The following is a 15,591-nucleotide window of genomic DNA, read 5'->3' as shown; positions in this document are numbered from 1 at the left end:
AGCGGGCTCGCCTCGGTCGGGAGGATGGGACGAGTCACGCTAACACGGGGCGAATGCCTGCAGGCGGGCATCCGTCACCCCAAAGGTGGCCACATCGGGAGTGCAGTCGTCGGCACCGGACAGACGAAAACGGCCGGGTCCAGATGGACCCGGCCGTTCACTCCGTCAGACGGACTCAGTTGTTGCTGGAGAGCTTCTCGCGAAGCGCGGCGAGCGACTCGTCGTCAGCGAGCGTTCCGGCGGAAGCCGACTCGCTCGTGAACGAGGAACCTGCAGCGGCAGGAGCCGCGGCGATCTCGTCGTTGGCCGTTGCGACCTGCTTCTTGTGAGCCTCCCAGCGAGCCTGGGCAGCTGCGTACTCCTGCTCCCACTTCTCGCGCTGGGTCTCGAAGCCCTCGCGCCAGTCGTTGGTCTCCGGGTCGAAGCCCTCGGGGTACTTGTAGTTGCCCTCGTCGTCGTACTCGGTGAGCATTCCGTAGAGCGCCGGGTCGAACTCGGTGCCCTCGGGGTCGACACCCTCGTTGGCCTGCTTGAGGCTGAGCGAGATGCGGCGACGCTCGAGGTCGATGTCGATGACCTTGACGAAGACCTCTTCGCCGACCGACACGACCTGCTCGGCGAGCTCGACGTGCTTGCCGGAGAGCTCGGAGATGTGCACGAGGCCCTCGATGCCGTCTGCGACGCGCACGAACGCACCGAACGGAACGAGCTTGGTGACCTTACCCGGAGCAACCTGACCGATCGCGTGGGTACGGGCGAACACCTGCCACGGGTCCTCCTGGGTGGCCTTGAGCGACAGCGACACGCGCTCGCGCTCGAGGTCGACCTCGAGGATCTCGACGGTGACTTCCTGACCGACCTCGACGACCTCGCTGGCGTGCTCGATGTGCTTCCAGCTGAGCTCCGAGACGTGCACGAGACCGTCGACGCCGCCGAGGTCGACGAACGCACCGAAGTTGACGATCGACGAGACGACGCCCTTGCGGACCTGTCCCTTGTGGAGGTTGTTCAGGAAGGTGGTGCGGCTCTCGGACTGCGTCTGCTCGAGCAGGGCGCGGCGCGACAGGACCACGTTGTTGCGGTTCTTGTCGAGCTCGAGGATCTTGGCCTCGATCTCCTGGCCGAGGTACGGCGTGAGGTCGCGCACGCGGCGAAGCTCGATGAGCGATGCCGGGAGGAATCCGCGGAGTCCGATGTCGACGATGAGTCCACCCTTGACGACCTCGATGACCGAACCGGTGACAACACCGTCGGCCTCCTTGATCTTCTCGACGTCGCCCCATGCACGCTCGTACTGAGCACGCTTCTTCGACAGGATGAGCCGGCCTTCCTTGTCCTCCTTCTGGAGAACGAGGGCCTCGACGGTGTCGCCGACGTTGACGACCTCGGAGGGGTCGACATCGTGCTTGATGGAAAGCTCACGCGAGGGGATGACGCCCTCGGTCTTGTAGCCGACGTCGAGGAGGACCTCGTCGCGGTCGATCTTCACGACGGTGCCCTCGATGAGGTCTCCATCATTGAAGAACTTCAGTGTCTTCTCGACCGCTGCAAGGAAGTCTTCGGCTGAGCCGATGTCGTTGATGGCGACTTGCTTCGTTGCCTTCTCGGTCGTTGCGGTTGTCATGTAGTAGTTGCTCCAGTACGGACAGGATCAGGCCGCTCGCAGGGATGTTGCTTCAGAAGAGTTTTCCGCGAGAGGCGTGCGGATAGATGTCACAAATGTGACGTTCCAGACTACCTGTTTCGAGGGGCCGATCGCAAACCACCCTCTGCGGCCACTCGCGGCTCCAGGATGTCACGGAGCGCCGGCTCCAGATCGGGCCAGATGAAGGGGTAGCCGGCCGCGACCAGGCGCTCCGGCACCACCCAGCGGCTCTTCAGCACGAGCTCGGTCTCGGTGCGGATCACGGCCGAGCCGAGCTCGAGCATCCAGCGGTAGGCGGGCAGGGCGACGCGCACGCCGAGCACACGCCTCAGCGTCGCCATGACGGTGCGATTGTCCGACGGATGCGGGGAGGCTGCGTTCACGACTCCCCCGATCTCCGGGTGGTCCACCAGGAAGTCGATGATGCCGGCCACGTCGTCGATGTGGATCCAGCTGGACTTCTGAGAACCGCGTTGTGCCCGGAACTCGTGCTGCGTTCCGTTCCTTCGGCGCGCGCGTGTGGCGAACCAGCGGCCGTCGACCTGCGGGCCTCCGAGGCCGAACCTCGCGAGCCTCACCAGCGGCGGCATGACACTTCCGTCGCCGAGCACGATCGCGAGACGCAGTGCCACCCGTCGGGTGGCCGGCAGCTCGTCGGTGAAGAGCTCGGTCTCCCAGGCGCTCGCGACGGCGACGGAGAATCCGGTGCCGAGGTCGCCTGTGCTCTCCGTCATCGGTCGGTCCTCGGCGTGCCTGTAGATGGTCGCCGTCGACGAGTTCACCCAGAGTGCCGGAGGCGACGCCGCCGCGGCGACGGATCGGCGCAGTTCCGCCGTGGTCTCGACCCGTGAGCGGAGGATCTCGGCCCGGTTCGCATCCGTGTATCGGCAGTTGACGCTCTTCCCAGCCAGATTGATGAGCAGCTCGGAGCCGTCGAGCAGGGCGGTGATGCGCGCGGAGTCGCCCCACTGCGCGTCCGCTCCGGAGCGCCCGATCGTGCTCACGGTCCACCCGGCGGCTTCGTACCGGGCCACCAGGACCTGTCCGATGAAGCCGGACGCACCGGCGATGACGACTCTTCGCGTCATTTCTCCCCCTCGGTTTCACTGTGGACGGCGTACTCGAACGATCCGGAGTACTCATAGAGCCTCCCGATGACGGGCAGATCGATCGTCACCGAGACGTGCTGCCTCTCGTCGGCGTCGTCGAACCGCTCGATCAGTGTGACGCGAGGCGCACACGATCGCGGCAGCTCGACGCGCAGCCGACCGAGCCTGATGCCCACCCTGATCGAGTGGAGAACGAGGGCACCGTCGACGACCTCAGCCCGGAACGCGGCCCGCACGACTCCCCCGCTGCCGCCGGTGCCGAGCTCGTCGACGAGCCCGATCGGGGTCATCGACACCCTGTCGACCATGATGCGCTCACCGCCGCACAGGTCGAAGGCCCGTCGGGCGATGACGGCGCCGTCGACGGTCGCGCGATTCTCGACGGTGAACGACACGTCGCGTTCCCAGGTCGGGAACACCACCCCCGCACGACCGAGCACGGCGAGCACCGGCCAGGTCCACAGCCTCGGCGTGCCCACGACATCGAACACGCCGCTGCCCCGGCCGATCGATCCGGTCGGGACGGCTGAGAAGTAGGCGCGGAGACGCGGATGCAGCTCCGCGACCGAAGCGCCCAGCGCGCGTTCGTAGGGAGAAGGAGGAGGCGTCACTCTCAGCCGAGCAGGCTGGAGCGGAGCGTGTCGAGGCCGACGCCGCCCAGGTCGAGGGCCCGGCGGTGGAACTCCTTGATCGAGAACGACGAGCCTTCGCGCGCGGCCGCGTCGTCGCGCAGCTGCTCCCAGATGCGCTGGCCGACCTTGTAGGACGGCGCCTGTCCCGGCCAGCCGAGGTAGCGGTTCACCTCGAACCTGATGAACTCGTCGCTCATGTTCACGTTCGCGCGCATGAACTCGAGGGCGTACTCGGCGGTCCACGGGCCGTTGCCGTCGGGGCGCTGCTTCTCGAGGTGCACGCCGATGTCGAGCACGACGCGGGCCGCGCGCATCCGCTGGCCATCGAGCATGCCGAGTCGATCAGCCGGGTCGTCGAGATAGCCGAGCTGTTCCATGAGCCGCTCGGCGTAGAGCGCCCATCCCTCGGCATGGCCGGACGTGCCGGCCAGCTGACGGCGCCAGGTGTTGAGCTTGGCCCGGTTGTAGACGGCCTGCCCGATCTGCAGGTGGTGCCCGGGAACGCCCTCGTGGTAGACGGTGGTGAGTTCACGCCAGGTGTCGAACTCGGTGACTCCGACGGGAACCGACCACCACATGCGGCCGGGGCGGGAGAAGTCGTCGGTGGGCCCGGTGTAGTAGATGCCGCCCTCCTGGGTGGGGGCGATCATGCACTCGAGGGTGCGGATCTCCTCGGGGATGTCGAAGTGGGTGGCGCCGAGCTCTGCGACGGCGCGGTCGCTGGTCTCCTGCATCCAGCGCTGCAGGGCGTCTGTTCCGTGCAGCTTGCGGCTGGGGTCGCCGTCGAGGAACTCGATCGCCTCCTGCACCGAGGCTCCGGGCTTGATCTCGCGGGCGATCGACTCCTGCTCGGCCACCATGCGGGCGAGCTCGTCGATGCCCCACTCGTAGGTCTCGTCGAGGTCGATGGTGGCGCCGAGGAAGTGGCGCGACTGAAGGGCGTAGATGTCGCGGCCGACGGCGTCGCGCTCCGTGGCGGCGGGCTCGAGCTCGGTGGCGAGGAACTCGGCGAGTTCGCCGTAGGCGGTGGCCGAGGCCCCGGCGCAGGCGGAGAGCTGCTTCGCCAGCGAGGCCGGAAGGTCGCCATCGGCCAGTTCCGCGTCGGCGACGAAGCTGGAGAAGAAGCCGTCGTTCGCCGCGAGCTTGCGGGCCTGCGTCAGCACCTCGCGCACCTGGCGCTTCGCCGGGGTGACGCCCTCGCGGATGCCCTCCCGCAGGGTCTCGATGTAGCCGTCGAGGGCCGCCGGAAGGGCAGCGAGGCGCTTGTCGATCGTCTCCCAGTCCTCGACCGTGTCCGTGGGCATGAGGTCGAAGGCGTCGCGGAGGTCCTGCACGGGGCTGGCGATCACGTTGAGGTCCCGCAGGTGCAGGCGGGCGTCGTGGCTCTCGATGGCGAGCCGCAGCTCACTCGAGAGGTCGGCCTGGGTGACGCTGTCGACATCGTCCACCGGAGAAGCGGACTCCAGAGCGGAGAGCACCTCCCGACCGGCGTCGACGACCTCGTCGCGGCCCGCCGGCGACAGGTCGGCGAACCTGTCGTTGACCTCCGTACGCCCGATGTAGGTGCCGAGAGTCGGCTCGAGCACCACGAGGGTGTCGACCCAGTCCTCGGCGATGCGGTCGATGGCAGTGGGGGTGCGCGCGGAGTCAGCCGTCATTCTTCGAGCCTATGGGCTGGGGGCATCCCGCCGCACGCACCCGTCAGTGCGGCGCGGCGCGAGGTCAGTGGGCGGCGGAATCCCAGTCGTTTCCGCGGCCGACCTGCACCTCGAGCGGAACCAGCAGCTCAGCCGCGCCGGCCATCCGACCGCGCACGATCTGCTCGAGCCGGTCCCACTCGCCCTCGACGACCTCGAAGATCAGCTCATCGTGCACCTGCAGCAGCATCCGCGAACCCAGTTCGGCTTCGGTCACGTCTTTCTCGATGCCGATCATCGCGATCTTGATGATGTCGGCGGCCGAGCCCTGGATCGGCGAGTTGAGCGCCGCACGCTCCGCGCCTTCGCGCAGCACGCGGTTCGGGCTGGCCAGCTCGGGGAAGGGCCGACGGCGACCGAAGATCGTCTCGGTGTATCCGTCGACCTTGGCCTGCTCGACGACCTGGCGGAGGTAGGCGCGCACGGCGCCGAAGCGCTCGAAGTAGTCGCCCATGAGCTGCTTGGCCTGCGCTGTGTCGATGCGGAGCTGCTTCGACAGGCCGAAGGCGCTGAGGCCGTAGGCCAGGCCGTACGACATGGCCTTGACCTTCGTGCGCTGCAGCGCGGTGACGTCTTCAGGCTCGACCCCGAAGATGCGAGCCCCGACGAACCTGTGCAGGTCCTCGCCGGAGTTGAAGGCCTCGATGAGGCCGGGGTCGCCCGAGAGGTGCGCCATGATGCGCATCTCGATCTGCGAGTAGTCGGCCGTGAGCAGGGTCTCGTAGCCCGGGCCGGCCTGGACGGCGGCACGGATGCGGCGCCCCTCCTCGGTGCGCACCGGGATGTTCTGCAGGTTCGGGTCGTTGGAGGAGATGCGTCCAGTGGCCGAGCCGACCTGGACGTAGGTCGTGTGGATGCGGCCTGTCGCGTCGATGGCCTTGTCGAGCGTCTCGACGATCTGGCGCAGCTTCGTCGCGTCGCGATGCTGGAGCAGCAGGTCGAGGAAGGGGTGCGGGTTCGACTCCTGCAGGTCGGCGAGGGCCCCGGCATCCGTCGAGTACCCCGTCTTGTTCGCCCTGGTCTTCGGCATGCCCAGCTGGTCGAACAGCACGTCTTGGAGCTGCTTGGGCGAACCGAGGTTCACCTCGCGGCCGATCTCGGCGTAGGCGGACGCGGCGAGGCCGGCTGCCTTCTCGGCGAGCTCGCTGGAGAGGGCGGCGAGCTGCTCGTGGCTGACCGTGACACCGCGGAGCTCCATGTCGACGAGCGCGAGGAGCACGGGGATCTCGATGTCGGTGAGCACGCTGCGCGAGCCCTCCGAGAGCTCGCCGAGGAGGACGGGGGCCACCCGCAGGCTGTACCAGGCCTGGATGGGCGGTCCGGCGACCACAGAGTCGTCGGGCACCAGCTGGTTCGCGTCAGGTTCGGGCATGACCTCGTGCAGGTAGCGCTGCACGAGCTGGGCGAGGTTCTTCTCCTGCAGGCTCGGACGCAGCAGCCAACCGGCCACCAGGTTGTCGGTGCGCAGGCCTCCGAAGGCCAGGTCGCTGCGCTTCAGCGCCTTGAGCTGCGGCTTGGCGTCGGTGAGGATCTTGGGGGCGTCGCTGGCGAGCCAGGTCTCGAACGCGAGGTAGTCGGCCCGCCCGGCCTGCCACGGCACATCGAGCACCTCGGTGGAACTCGCGACGCCGAAACCGATGACCTTGCCGTCGAGCGTCTCGACGGTCAGGCCGAGGCCGTCGGGGTTCGCGGCGGTCGCCTTCTCGAGCCAGTCCTGCAGTTCCTCGTCGAGGAGGAGACGCGGAGTCGGCGTCGGCGGGACGCCCGGTGCCGCCGCGGCGATCTCGGCGGCACCCTCGGCGCCGCTCGTGGTTCCGCTGCCCTCGAGCTTGTAGACCCGATCGAGCAGGGTGCGGAACTCCAGGCGGCCGAAGATCTCGCGCACGGCCTCCTCGTTCATCTTCTGGCGCGTCAGGTCGCTCGGGCCGACCGGCAACTCCACGTCGTCGATGAGGCGGTTCAGGCGACGGTTGCGTACCGCGTTCTCACGGTTGTCGCGGAGGTTCTGGCCGACGACTCCCTTGATGTCGTCGGCGTTGTCGAGGATTCCCTGCAGCGAGCCGTACAGCCCCAGCCACTTGACGGCGGTCTTCTCCCCGACCTTCGGGATGCCGGGCAGGTTGTCGCTGGTCTCGCCGACGAGGGCGGCGACCTCGGGGTACTGCTCGGGCCGGATGCCGTAGCGCTCCTCGACCGCAGCGGGGTCGTAGCGCTTCAGCTGGGAGACGCCCTGCGAGTTCGGGTAGAGCAGAGTGACGTTCTCGTTCACGAGCTGGATCGTGTCGCGGTCGCCCGAGACCAGCAGCACGTGGAAGCCCTGTTCGACACCCTGCTTCGCGAAGGTGGCGAGGATGTCGTCGGCCTCGTAGTCCTCCTTCTCGACCGTGACGATGTTCATCGCGGCGAGGGCGTCCTGCAGGAGGGGGATCTGGCCGATGAACTCGGGCGGCGTCTCACCGCGGGTGCCCTTGTACTCCGCGTACTCGCGGGTGCGGAACGAGTGCCGAGAGATGTCGAATGCCACGGCGATGTGGGTCGGCTTCTCGTTCTGGAGGAGAAGCAGGAGCATCGACAGGAAGCCGTGAATGGCGTTCGTGTGTTGTCCGTCGCGGGTGCGGAAACTGTCGACGGGGAGGGCGTAGAAGGCCCGGAACGCGAGCGAGTGGCCGTCGATGACGAGGAGGGTAGGCTTTTCGGCGTCTGACACGACCCCAGACTACAAGCCGCATCCGACACGCTCCGGCACGGCGGATGCCCCGACCGACAGGCGACGATGAGCGACGAGACCCCCGACAGGATCGACTGGGTTCAGACCCGAGGCATGGGAGCCCTGGCCGAGAAGATGGGGATCGAGTTCACCGAGTTCCGGGTCGAGCGGTCGGTGGCACGGATGCCGGTCGAGGGCAACACCCAGCCGGCGATGCTCCTGCACGGCGGCGCCTACGTCGTGCTGGGCGAGTCCCTCGGATCGATGGCCGCGAACCTCTTCGCGGGCGAGGGCAAGCTCGCCGTCGGCATCGAGATCAACGCCACGCACACCCGCTCCGCGACGAGCGGGTGGGTCACGGGCGTCTGCACGCCGATCCACCTGGGGCGCACGCTGACGACGCACGAGATCGCCATCTCGGACGACCAGGGCCGGCGCTGCTCGACCATCAGGATCACGAACCTGATCAAGGAGCTTCCCGCTCGCTGAGCGGCACGCCCGTCTGCCGCCAGCGGAGCAGGCAGGTGTACCGAGATCCGCCGATGCGTGATCTCGATACGTGTCCGACTGCGTCGGGCACTACTCGATCAGCGGGAGCCGGGCCTCAGCGAGCGGTGGGACTGCTACGCCTTCTTGGGAGCCAGCTGCTCGATGATCGCCTGGGCGACATCGTGCATGGTGAGACGGCGGTCCATCGACGCCTTCTGGATCCAGCGGAACGCCTCGGGCTCCGACAGGCCCATCTTCTCGTTGAGCAGGCCCTTGGCCCTGTCGACGAGCTTGCGGGTCTCGAAGCGCTCGACGAGGTCGCCGACCTCGGCCTCCAGGGCGATGATCTGCGCGTAGCGGGCGAGTGCGATCTCGATGGCCGGCAGCAGGTCGTTCGGAGTGAACGGCTTGACGACGTAGGCGAGGGCGCCCGCCTCGCTGGCCTGCTCGACGAGTTCCTTCTGGCTGAAAGCGGTGAGCAGCACGACCGGAGCGATGTGATTCTTGGACAACTGCTCGGCAGCCTGGATGCCCGTCATCTTCGGCATCTTGACGTCCATGATGACGAGATCGGGGCGCAACTCGGTCGCGAGAGCCACCGCAGTCTCGCCATCTCCGGCCTCTCCGACGACGTCGAAGCCGTTGTCGCGGAGGATCTCGACGATGTCGAGACGGATGAGGGACTCATCCTCTGCGACGACGACGCGCCGAGGGGGAACAGTGGAGGTATCTGCGTCAGTCACGTCGGAAAGCCTACGGTATCCTGATGCAGGCTCGTGCGCCGGTGTGGCGGAATGGCAGACGCGGAGCACTCAAAATGCTTTGTCGAGAGACGTGTGGGTTCGAGTCCCACCACCGGCACGATCAGAACAGCTGAACACAGAAGGTTGGCCCAGAAGCCGAGCCGTTTCGGCACATGGCCGCGCCCCTTCTCAGCGGGCCTCGCGGCTCCAGGGCCTGCGACGCGCGCGTTCCGCCCGCACGATGCGTGCGGCATCCGCGAAGATCGCCTCGACCGCAGAACGATCACTCAGGTCTGGGGTCTCGATGCGTGTGTGATTGCTCACCCGCACGCGACCGATGGCACTCGGCGGGCCAGCCATGGACACTGTGCTCATGTTCGTGCTCCTACCTCTCGACCCCTGGCTGGAGTCCGTCGTTCGCTCTTCGGGAAGGCGAGAGCGAATGCTATGGCGAGTATCTCGGCAACCACCGACACGATCTGCTGCTCGGTGTCCTGGAACATCTCCTCGCTGGGGGAATCGACGTTCAACATGCCGTAGGCGAAGCCGTCGTTGCTGATGATCGGCACCGACACGAAGGAGCGCCACTCGGCGCTCTCGCGGTCCCAGCCGGGCGGCGGATCCTCGCGTCGGTCGTGCACGATCAGCGGCGAACCGTCTTTGACCCGGCGCAGTGCCAGGTCGGCGCCGGGACGGCCCGCCAGGAATTCTCCGGGCTTCTCGCCGCGTCCGCCGTATCCCACGATGCGCAGGGCAGTGCCGTCACCGGACATCCCGTAGACGCCGACCCGCGCGCGATCGACATGCCTGAGCAGCAGTGTCGCCAGTGCCCATGAGGCATCGGATGCCACGACGGCCAACTGCGCGGCCCGGCCGTCGGCGTCGAGGTCTGGCATCTCTGACACCTTCGCGAGCACCGGCTTCAGTGCGTCCTTCATCGTCACCCGGATCTGGGCGACGTCGGTGGTGTTGCGGGCCTCGATGAGGTCGACCCGCCATCCCCAGACGACCTGCGCCACGATTCCCAGCAGGATCAGCGCCCATCCGGAGACCGTGAAGAACCACTGCCAGCTGAAGCCGTCGAGGAAGTCGCCCCCGGCGTCCTGTCGGGCCTCGAGCACCAGCCCACCGGCTGCGACGACGGCCAGGACGGCTATGCGCAGGGTCGTCAGACCGACCCTCTTCCATCGTCCCGGTGTGCGTTCGCTCATACCTCCACGGTAGGCGGACCCACCGTCATCGGAGCGGCTCTCCGTCGACGGCCGACCGGCCGTCGAGAGGCTCAGAGCGACTGCACCAGTCCGCCGTCGATCGCGAAGCCCGCACCCGTGATGTTGGCTGCCCGATCGCTGGCCAGGAAGACGACGAGGTCGGCGACCTCCTCTGGCGTGGTGAAGCGCCGGGTGGCCGCTTCCGCCACCGCTCCGCTCTGCACCTCCTCGCGGCTCAGCCCTGTCGCACCGCTGACGGTGCTCGCTATCCCCCCGTCGCCGAGCCACAACGCCGTCTCGACGGGACCGGGGTTCACGCTGTTCACGCGGACACCGGCGGGGCCGACCTCCTTCGACAGGGACTTCGCGAAGTTCGCCAGCCCGGCCTTCGCGACCGAGTAGTCGATCACGGCAGGATCGGGGAGGTAGGCGTTCACCGAGGCGACGTTGACGATCGCCCCTCCGCCAGCCCCGATCATGCCGGGAAGCACGGCACGGCAGGCCCGCACGGCGGCGAGGAGATTGAGGTTCAGCGAGGTCACCCACTGCTCGTCGGTGACGGAGAGAAAGCCGTTCGTGCGCGCCGTCGCCAGCCCCACGTTGTTCACGAGGATGTCGATCCGCGTGTCGGTGGAGGCGATGAGGCGCCCGGGACCGTCGGGATCGGAGAGATCGAGGGCCACGACCTCGACCGTTCCTGCCGCGACCAGCTCATCGAGTGCTGACGAGGATGACCGCGCACCGGCGATCACGTGAACTCCTTCGGCGACGAACGCCCGGACCACGGCGAGGCCGATGCCCTTGCTCGCGCCGGTCACGACGGCCGTGCGGCCGGTCAGTCCCAGATCCATCGGTTCTCCCCGTGTTCGGTGTGATGCCAACAGTAGGGGTGCGGCATCCGTGGTGGAATGGCTGATGCGCATCACGCGCGGAATCGGGGCACCCATGAACGAATCGATCGTCCTGATCACCGGAACGTCGTCCGGGATCGGTCTGGCCACGGCTGTCGCAGCGGCGGCGGCGGGCGCGAGGGTCGTCGCGACGATGCGCGACGTCACGAGGGCCGGCCGATTGCAGGATGCAGCGCGCGACGCCGGCGTCCAGGTCGACATCCGCGCTCTCGATGTGACCGATGCCGCAGCCGTCGGAGCCGTCGTCGACGCCGTGGTGGCCGAACACGGTCGCATCGACGTGCTGGTGAACAATGCCGGTGCCGGACACGTCGGCACGATCGAGCAGGACTCAGTCGACGAGTACCGGGCGGCCATGGACGTCAACTACTTCGGGGTCGTGGCGATGACGAAGGCCGCACTCCCCCACCTGCGCGCCGTCGGCGGCCGCGTTGTCACAGTCACGAGCGTCGGCGGCATCGTCGGACAGCCGTTCAACGAGGCCTACTGCGCCGCGAAGTTCGCCGTGGAGGGCTTCCTCGAGAGCCTCGCGCCGGTCGCGGCATCCGTCGGCGTCTCGGTGAGCATCGTGGAACCCGGTGCGGTGACCACCGAATTCGCCGGCAACGCCGGGATCGGTGCCGCCGTCGAGCGGGTGGCTGGCACCCCCTATGCACCGGCCCTCGACGCCTACCTGCGTCGCACCCGGGAGGCGTTCGATCCGGCGGCCGCACAGACCGCGGCAGAGGTCGCGGCCGTCATCGTCGACGTGATCGGCGCTGAGCGTCCTCCGATCCGGGTGCAGACCTCTGCCGCCGCCCAGCGCTTCGTGAGTGCCACCCTGCGCGACCTCGACGGTTCGGCGGTGCAGTCCATCACGAGAGGCTGGATCGCGTGACGACACAGCCTCCGGCCGGGTCGGCCGACGAAGACGCCGAGCCGTCCGGCCCCCAGGACCTCCGCCGGGAGACGTGGCAGTACATCCTCAAGCGCACCGTCCGCGAGTTCGGCTTCGACGACCTGCCGGACGCTGCCGCATCGCTCACCTACTACGGCGTGCTCTCGATCTTCCCGGCCCTCATCGCCGTGGTCGCCGGGTTCGTGGTCTTCGGCGACGGCGACAGCTCGATCACCTCGGTGCTCGGCATCCTGAAGGAGGCCTTCCCCGACACCGACCTGGGCGAGATCGAGGACGCGCTCGGCCAGCTCGCGAACTCCTCCGGCTGGTTCGCGTTCCTGTTCGGCGTCGTCCTGACGATCTGGACGGTCTCACGTTACGTCGGCGCCTTCAGCCGCGCCATGAACCGCATCTACGAAGTCGACGAGGGCCGCGGGTTCACCGTGCTGAAGCCGCAGCAGCTGTTCATCAGTCTCGTGTTCACCCTGCTGCTCGGCATCATGGGTGCGATCCTGGTCCTGTCGGGATCCGTCGCCGATGCCGTCGGCGAGGCGCTGGGTATCGGCGAGCCCTGGCTGGGCGTCTGGGACATCGTCAAGTGGCCGGTGCTCGTCGTGCTCGCGATCGTCGTCATCGGTCTGCTGTACTACTCGACCCCCAACGTGCACCAGCGCCGCTTCCGCTGGCTCAGCATGGGAGCACTGCTGGCGCTCACGACCATGGTCGTCGCCTCAGCGCTCTTCTTCATCTGGGTGCTGAGCTTCTCGAACTACGGCCGCGTCTACGGATCGCTCGCCGGCGCCCTCATCTTCCTGGTCTGGCTCTGGATCGTGAACCTGGCGCTGTTGTTCGGCGCCGAGTTCGACTCGGAGGTCGAACGCGGCAGGCAGTTGCAGTCGGGCGTCGCCGCCGAGGAGACGCTCCGGATGCCGCCACGCACCACGGCTCTGGCCGAGAAACGCGCCGCCCGCGCCGAGGGCGACGTGGCTGAGGGGCGCAGCATCCGCTACGACAGTGCTCCCCGGGCTCCCCGGGCCAACGACCCGCGCGACTGACTCAGTCGTTGTCGCCGCCTGTCGACATCGGACCCGCCGGCGTCGACCCCGACCACGACCACTCGGCGACCTCGGGAATGTCCTCGCCGTGCTCACGGGTGTACGCCCGCGCCCTGATCCGGGCGTCCTGCATCTCCTGGCGTAGCATCCCCTCCCGCGCGGCGAGCCCTGGCACCCGGTCGAGCACGTCGGTGACGAGATGGAATCGGTCGATGTCGTTCAGCATCACCATGTCGAACGGCGTCGTGGTCGTGCCCTCGTCCTTGAAGCCCCGCACGTGCAGGTTCCCGTGCCCGGTGCGGCGGTAGGTGAGCCTGTGGATGAGCCACGGGTAGCCGTGGTACGCGAAGATGACCGGCTTGTCCGCCGTGAACACGGCGTCGTATTCGCTGTCGGAGAGGCCGTGCGGATGCTCCCCCGCGCTCTGCAGCCTCATCAGGTCGACGACGTTCACTACGCGCACGCGCAGCGTCGGAACCCGCTCGCGCAGGATCTGGGCTGCCGCGAGGACCTCGACCGTCGGCACGTCGCCCGCACAGGCGAGCACAACGTCGGGCTCCTGGCCCGCCACCTCGGTACCCGCCCACTCGAACAGCCCGAGGCCGCGCGTGCAGTGCTCGATCGCGTCGGGCATCGCCAGCCAGTTGGGGCTCGGCTGCTTCCCTGCCACGACGACGTTCACGTAGTCGACCGAGCGCAGGCAATGGTCGTACGTCGAGAGCAGCGTGTTGGCGTCGAACGGCAGGTAGACCCGCACCACATCGGCCTTCTTGTTGACGACGTGGTCGATGAAGCCCGGGTCCTGGTGCGATGCCCCGTTGTGGTCCTGTCTCCAGACGTGCGAGCTCAGCAGGTAGTTGAGGGAAGACACCGGGCGGCGCCAGGGAAGCGCCCGCGACCCCTTCAACCACTTGGCATGCTGGTTGAACATGGAGTCGACGATGTGGATGAAGGCCTCGTAGGAGTTCACGATGCCGTGGCGGCCCGTGAGCAGGTAGCCCTCGAGCCATCCCTGGCACTGATGCTCGCTGAGCATCTCCATGACCCGACCCGACGGTGCGAGGTGGTTGTCGTCGTCGATCGGCCAGCGCTCGGCGTTCCACTGCTTGTCCGTGGCGTCGTAGACGTCATTGAGCCGGTTCGACGCCGTCTCGTCGGGTCCGAAGATGCGGAAGTTCGTCGGGTTCCTCCGGATGACGTCGCGCAGCCAGGTGCCGAGCACCCGTGTCGCCTCGCCGATCGTCGCACCCGGCTCCGGCACGTCGACCGCGTAGTCGCGGAAGTCGGGGAGGCGCAGCGCCTGGCGGAGCAGCCCGCCGTTGGAGTGCGGGTTCGCGCTCATCCGGCGATCCCCGTCGGGTGCCAGGGCCACGACCCCGGGCTCGACGGCGCCGGTCGCATCGAACAGCTCCTCCGGCCTGTAGGACCGCAGCCAGTCCTCGAGCAGTCGTGTGTGCTCGGGGGTGTCTCGTGCGTCGGCCAGCGGAACCTGATGCGACCTCCAGTTGTCCTCTGCCGGATGCCCGTCGATGGTGGGCGGGCAGGTCCAGCCCTTCGGGGTGCGGAGGATGAGCATGGGCCACGCCGGTCGTCCCTCGAGCGTGCCGTCGGCTGCACCGCGCTTGATCTCGGCGATGCGGTCGAGGATCTCGTCGAGGATCCACGCCATCCGTTCGTGCACGGCGATGGGGTCCTCCCCGTCGAAGCCACCGGAGACGAGGTAGGGCGTGTAGCCGTACCCGCGCATCAGCTCGAACAGTTCCTCCTCGGGGATGCGCGCCAGCACGGTCGGGTTCGCGATCTTGTAGCCGTTCAGGTGCAGGATCGGCAGGACGACGCCGTCGGTGGCCGGGTCGAGGAACTTGTTCGAGTGCCATGCCGTGGCCAGAGGACCGGTCTCGGCCTCACCGTCGCCCACGACGGCCGCGACCAGCAGGTCCGGGTTGTCGAAGGCGGCCCCGTAGGCGTGGGAGAGCGCGTATCCGAGCTCGCCGCCCTCGTGGATCGATCCCGGCGTCTCCGGGGCCGCATGGCTCGGGATGCCGCCGGGGAACGAGAACTGGCGGAACAGCTTGCGCACACCCTCGTCCGACCGATCGATGTCGTTGTAGATCTCGCTGTAGGTGCCGTCGAGGTAGGCGTTGGCCACCATTCCCGGGCCGCCATGGCCGGGCCCGGCGATGTAGATCGTGTCGAGGTCGCGCTCGCGGATCACGCGATTGAGGTGGGCGTAGATGAAGTTGAGTCCGGGCGTCGTGCCCCAGTGCCCGAGGAGCCGCGGCTTGATGTGCTCCGACGTGAGCGGTTCGCGCAGCAGCGGATTGGCCAGCAGGTAGATCTGTCCCACCGACAGGTAGTTGGCCGCGCGCCACCAGGCGTCGATCTCGGCGATCGTCTCATCGGTGAGCGGGGAGTCCGGTCGACTCTTCCAGCTCTGGTCGGATGCTGCTGTCACGGTCATCGGTCCACCCTCCGTCGCGTCGCGTACCTCCATCCTAGGAACCCGTGCCGGACG

At 67.9% G+C, this 15,591-nt stretch carries 13 protein-coding genes and 1 tRNA gene; 4 read left to right on the top strand and 10 right to left on the bottom strand.

Annotated elements, in window-relative coordinates:
- Nucleotides 1-175: 175 nt before the first annotated feature.
- The 5 genes from rpsA to polA form a co-directional block, all read right to left on the bottom strand.
- Nucleotides 176-1,624 (bottom strand): 30S ribosomal protein S1, encoded by a 1,449-nt coding sequence (gene rpsA, locus ASC59_RS03145; RefSeq protein WP_055818263.1) that lies wholly within the window; start codon nt 1,622-1,624, stop codon nt 176-178.
- Between the two features lie 110 nt (nt 1,625-1,734).
- Nucleotides 1,735-2,733 (bottom strand): epimerase, encoded by a 999-nt coding sequence (locus tag ASC59_RS03140; protein WP_055818259.1) that lies wholly within the window; start codon nt 2,731-2,733, stop codon nt 1,735-1,737.
- A complete protein-coding gene (locus ASC59_RS03135; RefSeq protein ID WP_055818257.1) occupies nt 2,730-3,365 on the bottom strand; it encodes a DUF4166 domain-containing protein in 636 nt (211 codons plus the stop codon). The genes ASC59_RS03140 and ASC59_RS03135 overlap by 4 nt, the downstream gene beginning before the upstream one ends.
- 2 nt (nt 3,366-3,367) lie before the next feature.
- Nucleotides 3,368-5,044, bottom strand: a complete 1,677-nt coding sequence (locus ASC59_RS03130; RefSeq protein ID WP_055818255.1) for a DUF885 domain-containing protein — start codon at nt 5,042-5,044, stop codon at nt 3,368-3,370.
- 64 nt (nt 5,045-5,108) lie between these two features.
- Nucleotides 5,109-7,790, bottom strand: coding sequence for a DNA polymerase I (gene polA / locus ASC59_RS03125; protein ID WP_055818253.1), 2,682 nt, complete (start codon nt 7,788-7,790; stop codon nt 5,109-5,111).
- A 66-nt stretch (nt 7,791-7,856) separates the two neighbouring features.
- Between polA and ASC59_RS03120 the strand changes: the two genes are divergently transcribed.
- Nucleotides 7,857-8,279, top strand: coding sequence for a hotdog fold thioesterase (locus ASC59_RS03120; RefSeq protein WP_055818251.1), 423 nt, complete (start codon nt 7,857-7,859; stop codon nt 8,277-8,279).
- A gap of 134 nt (nt 8,280-8,413) precedes the next feature.
- Here ASC59_RS03120 and ASC59_RS03115 read toward each other — a convergent pair whose 3' ends face one another.
- Nucleotides 8,414-9,022, bottom strand: a complete 609-nt coding sequence (locus tag ASC59_RS03115) for an ANTAR domain-containing response regulator (protein WP_055818249.1) — start codon at nt 9,020-9,022, stop codon at nt 8,414-8,416.
- 37 nt (nt 9,023-9,059) lie between these two features.
- On the opposite strand from ASC59_RS03115, the gene ASC59_RS03110 reads away from it, so the two are divergent.
- Nucleotides 9,060-9,140 (top strand) — tRNA-Leu (locus tag ASC59_RS03110).
- 71 nt (nt 9,141-9,211) lie between these two features.
- Here the strand turns inward: ASC59_RS03110 and ASC59_RS03105 are convergent.
- From ASC59_RS03105 to ASC59_RS03095, 3 genes are all read right to left on the bottom strand, one after another.
- Nucleotides 9,212-9,397 (bottom strand): hypothetical protein, encoded by a 186-nt coding sequence (locus ASC59_RS03105; protein WP_055818247.1) that lies wholly within the window; start codon nt 9,395-9,397, stop codon nt 9,212-9,214.
- Nucleotides 9,394-10,233, bottom strand: a complete 840-nt coding sequence (locus ASC59_RS03100; RefSeq protein ID WP_055818245.1) for a GAF domain-containing protein — start codon at nt 10,231-10,233, stop codon at nt 9,394-9,396. The genes ASC59_RS03105 and ASC59_RS03100 overlap by 4 nt, the downstream gene beginning before the upstream one ends.
- A 71-nt stretch (nt 10,234-10,304) precedes the next feature.
- Nucleotides 10,305-11,084 carry an SDR family NAD(P)-dependent oxidoreductase gene (locus ASC59_RS03095; RefSeq protein ID WP_055818243.1) on the bottom strand — a complete coding sequence of 260 codons (780 nt, stop codon included), beginning with the start codon at nt 11,082-11,084 and terminating at the stop codon, nt 10,305-10,307.
- A gap of 64 nt (nt 11,085-11,148) precedes the next feature.
- Here ASC59_RS03095 and ASC59_RS03090 point away from each other — a divergent pair, with 64 nt between their 5' ends.
- Nucleotides 11,149-12,021, top strand: a complete 873-nt coding sequence (locus ASC59_RS03090) for an SDR family NAD(P)-dependent oxidoreductase (RefSeq protein ID WP_235492558.1) — start codon at nt 11,149-11,151, stop codon at nt 12,019-12,021.
- The gene (locus tag ASC59_RS03085; protein WP_235492557.1) at nt 12,018-13,076 is read left to right on the top strand and encodes a YihY/virulence factor BrkB family protein; all 1,059 of its coding nucleotides are present in this window, start codon (nt 12,018-12,020) and stop codon (nt 13,074-13,076) included. Before ASC59_RS03090 ends, ASC59_RS03085 begins: the two co-directional genes overlap by 4 nt.
- Nucleotide 13,077: 1 nt before the next feature.
- On the opposite strand, the gene ASC59_RS03080 is transcribed toward ASC59_RS03085, so the two are convergent.
- The gene (locus ASC59_RS03080) at nt 13,078-15,537 is read right to left on the bottom strand and encodes a phosphoketolase family protein (protein ID WP_055818239.1); all 2,460 of its coding nucleotides are present in this window, start codon (nt 15,535-15,537) and stop codon (nt 13,078-13,080) included.
- Nucleotides 15,538-15,591: the final 54 nt, after the last annotated feature.

The sequence above is a fragment of the Leifsonia sp. Root1293 genome (genome assembly GCF_001425325.1).
Classification (GTDB): Bacteria; Actinomycetota; Actinomycetes; order Actinomycetales; family Microbacteriaceae; genus Orlajensenia.
Note: the sequence above shows the minus strand (reverse complement) of the source record. Positions and strands in the feature narration are given on the sequence as shown.